Below are 7,528 nucleotides of genomic sequence, written 5' to 3'. Positions count from 1 at the left end.
GCTGGTCGATACCACGAACGGGCAGACCATCCTCAGCAACTTGTCGCTGGCAGGCACCACTTACACTCCCACCACCCCGCTGACCAACGGACACAACTACCAATGGCAAGTCCAGGCTTTCGACAACAACGGATACCTCGGAACGCCTACCAACAATCAAACGTTTAGCGTTGTTCCTAAAGCTGTTTTGCTTGGGGACGTTAATGGCGACGGCATTGTCAATTCGCAAGACCTGGCCCTGATCACTGCGAATTGGCTCAGCAATGGGCCCGTCGGCGACGTGAACGGCGACGGCATCGTCAACGCGCAAGACCTCGCTCTAGTCTCATCGAATTGGCTTGCAACGCTGGCTGCCGTAGCTGACGAAATTGCCGGCACCGCGCAAGCGACCACGGTCTCATCCACCGGCGTAACCAGCATCTCGGTCACTGCCGATCCGAGCGACGCACTTGCATCGCCAACAGACGCTCCGCGGATGTCATCGATTACCGGCGCAATGACAAGAACGTGGCCGAGCGAATTGGCGGAGTCGGCCACTACGAATGTCGTGACCGAATGGCCCGTACGGGGGCGAAGCAGATCGTAAACCGCGGATCACGTGATTCACCGCGAATTGGGCGGAACACAACAAGCGGTGCGTCATAGAGGCTTCTCTGCGCTGCGCAAACGCACAAAGACCATTCCTGACACTCAAATCTGAAGAACCTTGTGCATGGCGGGGCTCTGCGCGTCGATATGGGCGTCCGCCCCGAAACGTAACTTACGTTCACTGCCGCTTGTGCCTTGTTGCAGTGCGGTCTTCTTCTCGTGCGAGCGTCCGAAATTTCCTGAAAAAAACGCTCTTTAGATGAGAGGTCCTCTGCGCCACAAACGATGCGCTGTGGAAACACGGTGTTTCAACTCTCTGTTTGGGCACGGAGCCACTGCTTCGGCATTTGAATCTGCGGTTAGACCGCCATCTTGTAGATGAAAGGCGTCATCGGCACCGTCCGCTTATCAGCCGAAAGTATGGGCGCCCAGGGATGTCGGACGGACCAGGAAGACGATCGACTTGAAATGAATCCTCAAGGACATTTCAAAAAGGGAATCATTCTTGCGCAAAGCGCAGGGACGCGCCTATATCCCGTGACGGCGGGCATCAGCAAGTCGCTGGTGCCAATCTACGACAAGCCCATGATCTACTATCCACTGTCGGTCCTGATCTTGGCCGGAGTTCGCGAAGTTCTGATCGTCTCCACCTTCGATGACATACGCAGTTTGGAGCGGTTGCTAGGCGACGGCTCGAAACTAGGCATGCGGATCGAATACGCGGCTAAAGCAATCGATCAGGTGAACATCCTGCCGATCGGCCGGCGATTCTTGCGGGATGAGAATGTGGCGGTGATCCTGGCTGACCAACTGCTGTATGGATACCGCTTCGAATTGGCTCTGCTGCAAGCGGTGTTGCGTCCGGCCGGAGCGACGATATTCACGAAGGGGTTGATCGATCCTCGGCACTATGACATCGTCGAGTTTGGGCCGACCGGCCAGCCCACCAGGGTCGCGCCAAATCCTGAGGAGGCGCGCGGAAATGCGGCGATTGTAGGCTTCTACCTATTCGACCGGCACGTGGGATCGATCACGGCGGATCTACGTTCGCGGCGCGATGATCAGGTCACATTCTCCGATATTGCCGGCGCTTATCTCGAACGAGGAAACCTGCATGTCGTGCAACTCGATATCGCATCGGCCTGGTTCGACATTGGCACGCACGAGGTCCAAATGTCGGCCTCCGTGTTCGTCGAGATGATCCAAAACGAGCTCGGCCGAAGCATCGGCTGCATAGAAGAGGCAGCATATCTCCGGAAGCTGATTACTGCCGAACGACTACTGGAGCTTTCGGCAGTGGGCGGCAACGACTATTGCCGTTACTTACGGCGCATCGCGCGATGCGCGACCCCCCAATCGCGCGACTCCTAGGCGCAATCGAGGCAACAATCAGCGGCTTCGGCGTTGATCAAGCGACGCATGCTACGAAGCGTGTGAACAAGCTGATGTGAGAGAGACCAGCCTGTTGCGAGCGTAGTTCGTCCCTTGATCATCCAGGGAGGAGGGGAATCACGGGCGCGAGGGACCAGAGATTTCGCCCTCCCTGGCGATCAACCCTTTGCTGCCCTAGGAGGATTCCGCAAAACCGCCTGCCTTGACCACAAACCGGATCGTGTGGCTTGCACAAGCCACACGTTGTGGCGATGGTCTCCGTCACTTTAGAATAGCATCGAAAGGTTCCTCTCTTTGGAGGCGAATCGATGCTCAGGATCGATCCTCGTGCTGTGCTAATGGTTGGATGGATTTCTCTGGCCTGGGTTGTCCAGACTGGTTTTGCCCATCCGCCGGAAGAAGTTGTAACGGTCCGCGGCCGCGTTATCGACCAGGCCGGCCAGCCGGTCGCCGATGTCGAGGCGTGGGTCAGCACGCACAAGATCCTGGTGCGCGCCCGAAGTGGCGCCGATGGAAGCTTTGAGCTCTCGGTGCCCGCCAAACGGATCGCAGGCCTCACGCTACAAGCGGCAGACGATGGCGGAGCCCGCCAGGCCCTGCATCAGTTCTCATACGATCAAACGAGCGCACCGCCGGAGGTCGTATCGCTGGTGCTGCGTCCTGCACGTGAGATCGCGCTTACCGTCGTCGATGCAAAGGGCATTGCGGTGAGCGGCGCCTGGGTGGCTGCCGTTTCGAATTATCACAAGGTTGCGGGAGCCGAAACCGATGCCGCCGGCAAGGCCATGGTGCGTGTGCCGGTCGACTCAGAATTGCGATACGTCGTGGCGGGCAAGGCCGACATAGGACTCGACTATTTCGTATATCGCGGCATGAAGGAGCTGGCGAGCGATCCCTATAAGCTACCGCCCGATCATAGCGACCCGCTGCATTTCGTGCTGAACGGCACGCGGACTGTGACCGTTTGCGTTCATGACGACCACGAGCAGCCGATGGTCGGAGTGGACGTCAATGCCTGGTATTTCGAGAAGCCCAAGAAGGGAGACATTCTCAATACGGGGCTCGACGAGTTTCGTGCCATGACCGATAGCCAAGGCGTGGCCACGCTCTCGATTCTGCCCGCAGATAACAAGGGCAAGGTCGTCGTTTGGGTACGGCGAGATGGCTATGTGGCGGCCGACAGAACAGTGTGGGACCCGCAGTCGGGCGAAGACAGCTTAACGGCCACGCTGCAACCGCTGGTGCGTGTAAGCGGCAGCGTGAAATTGCCCGACGGCCGGCCCGCCGCCAACATCGAAGTGCTTATCGCAGGCGCGGGCTACCAGACCGATTCGTTCCACGGATCGGCCCGCACAGATGCTGACGGGCGTTTCACACTGATGGTCAATCCGGATCAGTACTACAAGCTGGTGCCAGTGAGCCGCGACTGGACGGCGCCGCCGCAGAGATTCGTATTGCGAAGCACGGCGCGCGACGGAGTCGATTTCACGCTGCAAACGACAACGCGCATTTACGGCCGCGTGACGATCGGCGACGAAAACTCCCCAGCGGCCAACACCTACGTGCAGCTTTATTACGGGTACACGAAAGACTCCGACGAGTACCACAACAAGCTGCCGGCGGCGGAAAAGTTGCCGAATCCCAAGGATGACCACAAGGCCATCATTCCGATGCTGGTGCACAGCGGCAAAACGGGCGACGACGGCCGCTTTGAGTTCTTCGCAGGCCCGGGTTCGTACTACATGATGGGCCCCCCGAACAGCGAACGACCAACTTTTGAAATCACTACGGAGCGCGAATTCGAAATCAACTTGCGCGGGACGAAGCCAGATCGCGCCGAAATTGCTGGGCGCGTGGTCTCCAAGAACAACACTGCGCATGGCGTCGCAGAAGCCACGGTCGAGGGACTGTCCATCAATTCGGCCGCCGTCCGGCGGCTGAATGCGGTGACCGATAAGAACGGTACGTTCCGCGCCGAACGCCCTACCTCGGAGATGATCGTCTATGCAAGGAGCAGCGACGGGCACCAGGCGGGGATCGTGAACTGCGAGGCAGATGACAAGCAAGTTGATATCCCCATCGGACCGCTGGCTACCGTTCGGGGACGACTGATCGACGACAAGACACGCGAACCGCTGGCCGACAAGTGGCTGGAATATGGCGTGTACGTTAAGTACAGCGACGGAACCTCGAACTGGAATTTCGGCGGCCAAGTTACCACCGGCGAGGGGGGCGCGTTCGCGCTCGCTGGATTGGTGCCTGGGCAGGAGTATGTGCTGTATGTGGGGGACGACTTCGGTGTAAAGGGCGGCCCTCGCCGGTGGCATAACGTCGGCAACGTGAACGCGCCAAATGCCGGCATCGTGGCGATCGACGACGTCGCGCTCAAGCTGCCAGGTCTGCCGCCCACGATCAATGAGCGGATCGCCAAGGAGTTCGCTATTAAGCGGCCGCATCTCAAGCAACTGCACGATGCTTTGCGCGATGCGCGATTGGGTTACCAGCGCGTGCTGGTCGTGTCGGCCGCGCCCGAGGATGACCTGTGCCGGCAGTTCTACACGATGTATTACGATTACGAGCACGGCGATATCCGCAGCGCGCTGGCGGACTATGTACTCGTGGCGGCCGATGTTGCCGATGGCGAACAAGGTTCCAAGGCGCAGAAGCTCGCCTCCCGAATCGGCTTTGCACTCCCTGAACCGGGGGACGTGACGTTGGCCGTGATCGGGGACGACGGCAAGCTCGTCGCGCAGCTATCTTGCCGCGCGATCGAATCCGAGGGCCAGCTCGATCGCGGCCGGCTGAAATCGTTCCTCAACGAGCACGCTCCACCCATGCCCGACGCGGAGGAAGTGCTCGCCCAGGCGCTCGGACAGGCTGGCCGCGAAAACAAACGCGTGCTGGTGCAGCACAGTGGCGCTTATTGCGGCTGGTGCGTGATCTTGTCCCGGTACCTTGACGATCATCGCGCCACGATTGCCAAGGATTATGTCTACGTCAAACTCGATAGCCGCTTTCGCAACGGCGAGACCGTGGTCAAGCGGCTGCGCAACGAGCCCGGTGGAATTCCGTGGATGGTGATCCTCGATGCCGACGGTAAGCGGTTGATCACCAGCACAGGACCAAATGGCAATATCGGCCATCCCAGCTCGCCTGAGGGGCGCGAGCATTTTGCGAAGATGCTGCGCTCAACCGCCCGCCATATGTCCGAGCAGGAAATCAAAACGCTGCTGGATGCGCTGGAATGAATGCCAGGTCATTAATCTTTGGGCTCGTTGTCGGAGGCGCCATAGCGAATATCTCCGCAACTGAACTAACGGCCGCCGAGAAGGCGGGCGTGATCGAGACGATCGCCGGCAGTGGCTCCCCGAATGACAATGGTCCCACGGCGCCGGCGCCAGCGGCGAACATCAATCAACCGTTTGGCCTGGAGTGGGGGCCCGACCGCGCTTTGTATCTGTGCGAACGTGGTCTGCACCGCATCCGCCGCTGGGACCCACAGACGAACGAAGTGTCGACCTACGCCGGCACGGGCGTCGAAGGCTTCGCCGGCGACGGCGGCCCTGCGACGGCGGCGAAATTGTCCGAGCCTCACGAGCTGCGTTTCGATCGCGACGGCAATCTGTATTGGACCGACATGAAGAATCATGTCATCCGCCGCGTCGAGCGGAGTACCGGCATCATTTCCACGTTCGCCGGAATCGGCGGAGAAGCAGGTTTCAGCGGCGACGGCGGTCCCGCGACGCAGGCCAGACTCAAGCAACCGCATAGCCTGGCTTTCGACGTCGCCGGTAACTTGTACATCGCCGACATCGGCAACCATCGCATTCGCCGCGTCGACGCTCGCTCGGGCATGATCGAAACGATTGCCGGAACGGGCGAGAAGCAACTGCCCAAGGACGGCGCCACGGCCAAGACATCGCCGATCCTTGGCCCACGCGCGCTGTTCGTGGCCGGTGACGTCATGTGGATTGCCTTGCGCGAGGGGCACGCCGTGTGGAAGCTGGACCTCAAAGCGGGCTGCCTGCACCACGTCGCGGGTACCGGCGAGGCCGGATTTGCTGTCGGCGAGGGTCCGGCGAAACAGGCGCGGTTCAACAGCCCAAAGGGAATCGCCGTCGGTCCAGACGGGATGGTTTACGTGGTCGATAGCAGCAATCACGTATTGCGCAAGATCGATCCGACTCGCGGAACCATCTCGATCGTGGCGGGCATTCCGCGCGAGCCAGGCTTTAGCGGTGACGGCGGACCCGCAACGCAGGCACACCTGAACAACTTGCACGGCGTCTGCATCGCGGCCGATGGTGCAATCTATATCGGCGACAGCGACAACAATCGCGTACGGCGAGTGAGCCCTTAATCACGGTTGTTGCCGCAGCGCGAATCCGCGCGTGTACTGACACTTGCGCGCCACGGATTGTTCTCCGCTCTTGACGGCAGGCACGGCTTCCGCTCTGGTTGCTCTTGTCGTTGATACGCATTTCGCGCGTTCGGGCCTTCTGAATGACAACAGAGCGCAAGTGGGCAGTGCCGCATCCGGCGGATTTGATGCTGGTCGGCATTCTTTGGACGGCCTCGCTTAAGGGGCTCGTCAGCGATTTCCCGGCCGCACAGCGGTTGGGCGGGCTGCACTTCGTATTCGCGCTCGTCATGTCGTGCGTCGTTGCTGTGGACGCGGGTCGGCGACATGCCACGTGGTGGTCGCGCATTCGGCCGTGGGCGATGGTCGCCTGGATTTTTACACTCTATTCGACGTTGGGCCGCTTGAGTGTCGAGGCCGTTGGAACGGATACCTTCGATCCGGTTCTGTCGCGCATTGATATCGCGATCTTTGGCTTTGACCCAAGTTTCGAGATTCAGAGGTTCCTCACGCCTGGACGGATCGAGGCGTTCGCCTTGGCCTACGCCTGGTTCATTCCGTACATTCACCTGGCGCTATTCTTCAACCTCGAGGCCCGCGCCGGCGCCAATCGCGAGCAGTTCCTTACGGCCTGGACGTTGTTGTACACGCTGAGTTACTTGGGTTACCTGTTCGTGCCCGCGTTTGGTCCGGTCGCGTTTCCCATTGAACATCGTCACGTCGAACTCGAAGGGGGCCACTTTCTGAAACTGGTGCGTGATTCGGTCGCGTCGTCGGGAGGGCTGTTCGGCGTCTTCCCCAGCTTGCACGTTGGTTGCAGCGTCTTTTTGTGCTATTCGGATTGGAGCCGCGATCGGCTGCGCAGCCTGATGTACGTTCCCATCGTGCTGGCGATTTACGGCGCCACGATCGTCTTGCGCTATCACTACGTGATCGACCTCATGGTCGGAACGCTGCTGGCATTCGGCACGCCCACGGTCGGTGCTTGGATCTATCGCCGCTGGGAGACACGGCGATGATGTACCGCTTGCTGAGCTGGTGGGCCCGCCTGGCCCTGGCCGTGTTCTTCCGCCGCATCGATGTAATGGGTCCGGAGAATTTACCTCGCGAGGGCGGCGTGCTGTTTGTCAGCAACCACTTGAACGCCTTCGTCGACGCCATGCTATTGCGTGCGGTGTTGCCGCGGCC

5 protein-coding genes are annotated in these 7,528 nt (G+C 60.1%); all 5 read left to right on the top strand.

Annotated features, from left to right (window positions below; translation table 11 throughout):
• A partial coding sequence (locus tag VHD36_02185) for a dockerin type I domain-containing protein (protein HVU86100.1) occupies positions 1-586 on the top strand: 586 nt, incomplete at its 5' end.
• Between the two features lie 380 nt (positions 587-966).
• Positions 967-1,959, top strand: coding sequence for a sugar phosphate nucleotidyltransferase (locus VHD36_02180; protein ID HVU86099.1), 993 nt, complete (start codon positions 967-969; stop codon positions 1,957-1,959).
• 359 nt (positions 1,960-2,318) lie between these two features.
• A complete protein-coding gene (locus VHD36_02175; protein ID HVU86098.1) occupies positions 2,319-5,228 on the top strand; it encodes a thioredoxin family protein in 2,910 nt (969 codons plus the stop codon).
• Positions 5,225-6,340: a hypothetical protein gene (locus VHD36_02170; GenBank protein ID HVU86097.1), complete on the top strand. Its 1,116-nt coding sequence runs from the start codon at positions 5,225-5,227 to the stop codon at positions 6,338-6,340. The genes VHD36_02175 and VHD36_02170 overlap by 4 nt, the downstream gene beginning before the upstream one ends.
• A 143-nt stretch (positions 6,341-6,483) precedes the next feature.
• Positions 6,484-7,359: a phosphatase PAP2 family protein gene (locus tag VHD36_02165; GenBank protein ID HVU86096.1), complete on the top strand. Its 876-nt coding sequence runs from the start codon at positions 6,484-6,486 to the stop codon at positions 7,357-7,359.
• Positions 7,360-7,528: the final 169 nt, after the last annotated feature.

Source organism: Pirellulales bacterium (assembly GCA_035546535.1).
In the GTDB taxonomy this organism is placed as follows: Bacteria; Planctomycetota; Planctomycetia; order Pirellulales; family JACPPG01; genus JACPPG01.
This window is presented reverse-complemented; position numbering and strand designations above follow the sequence as displayed.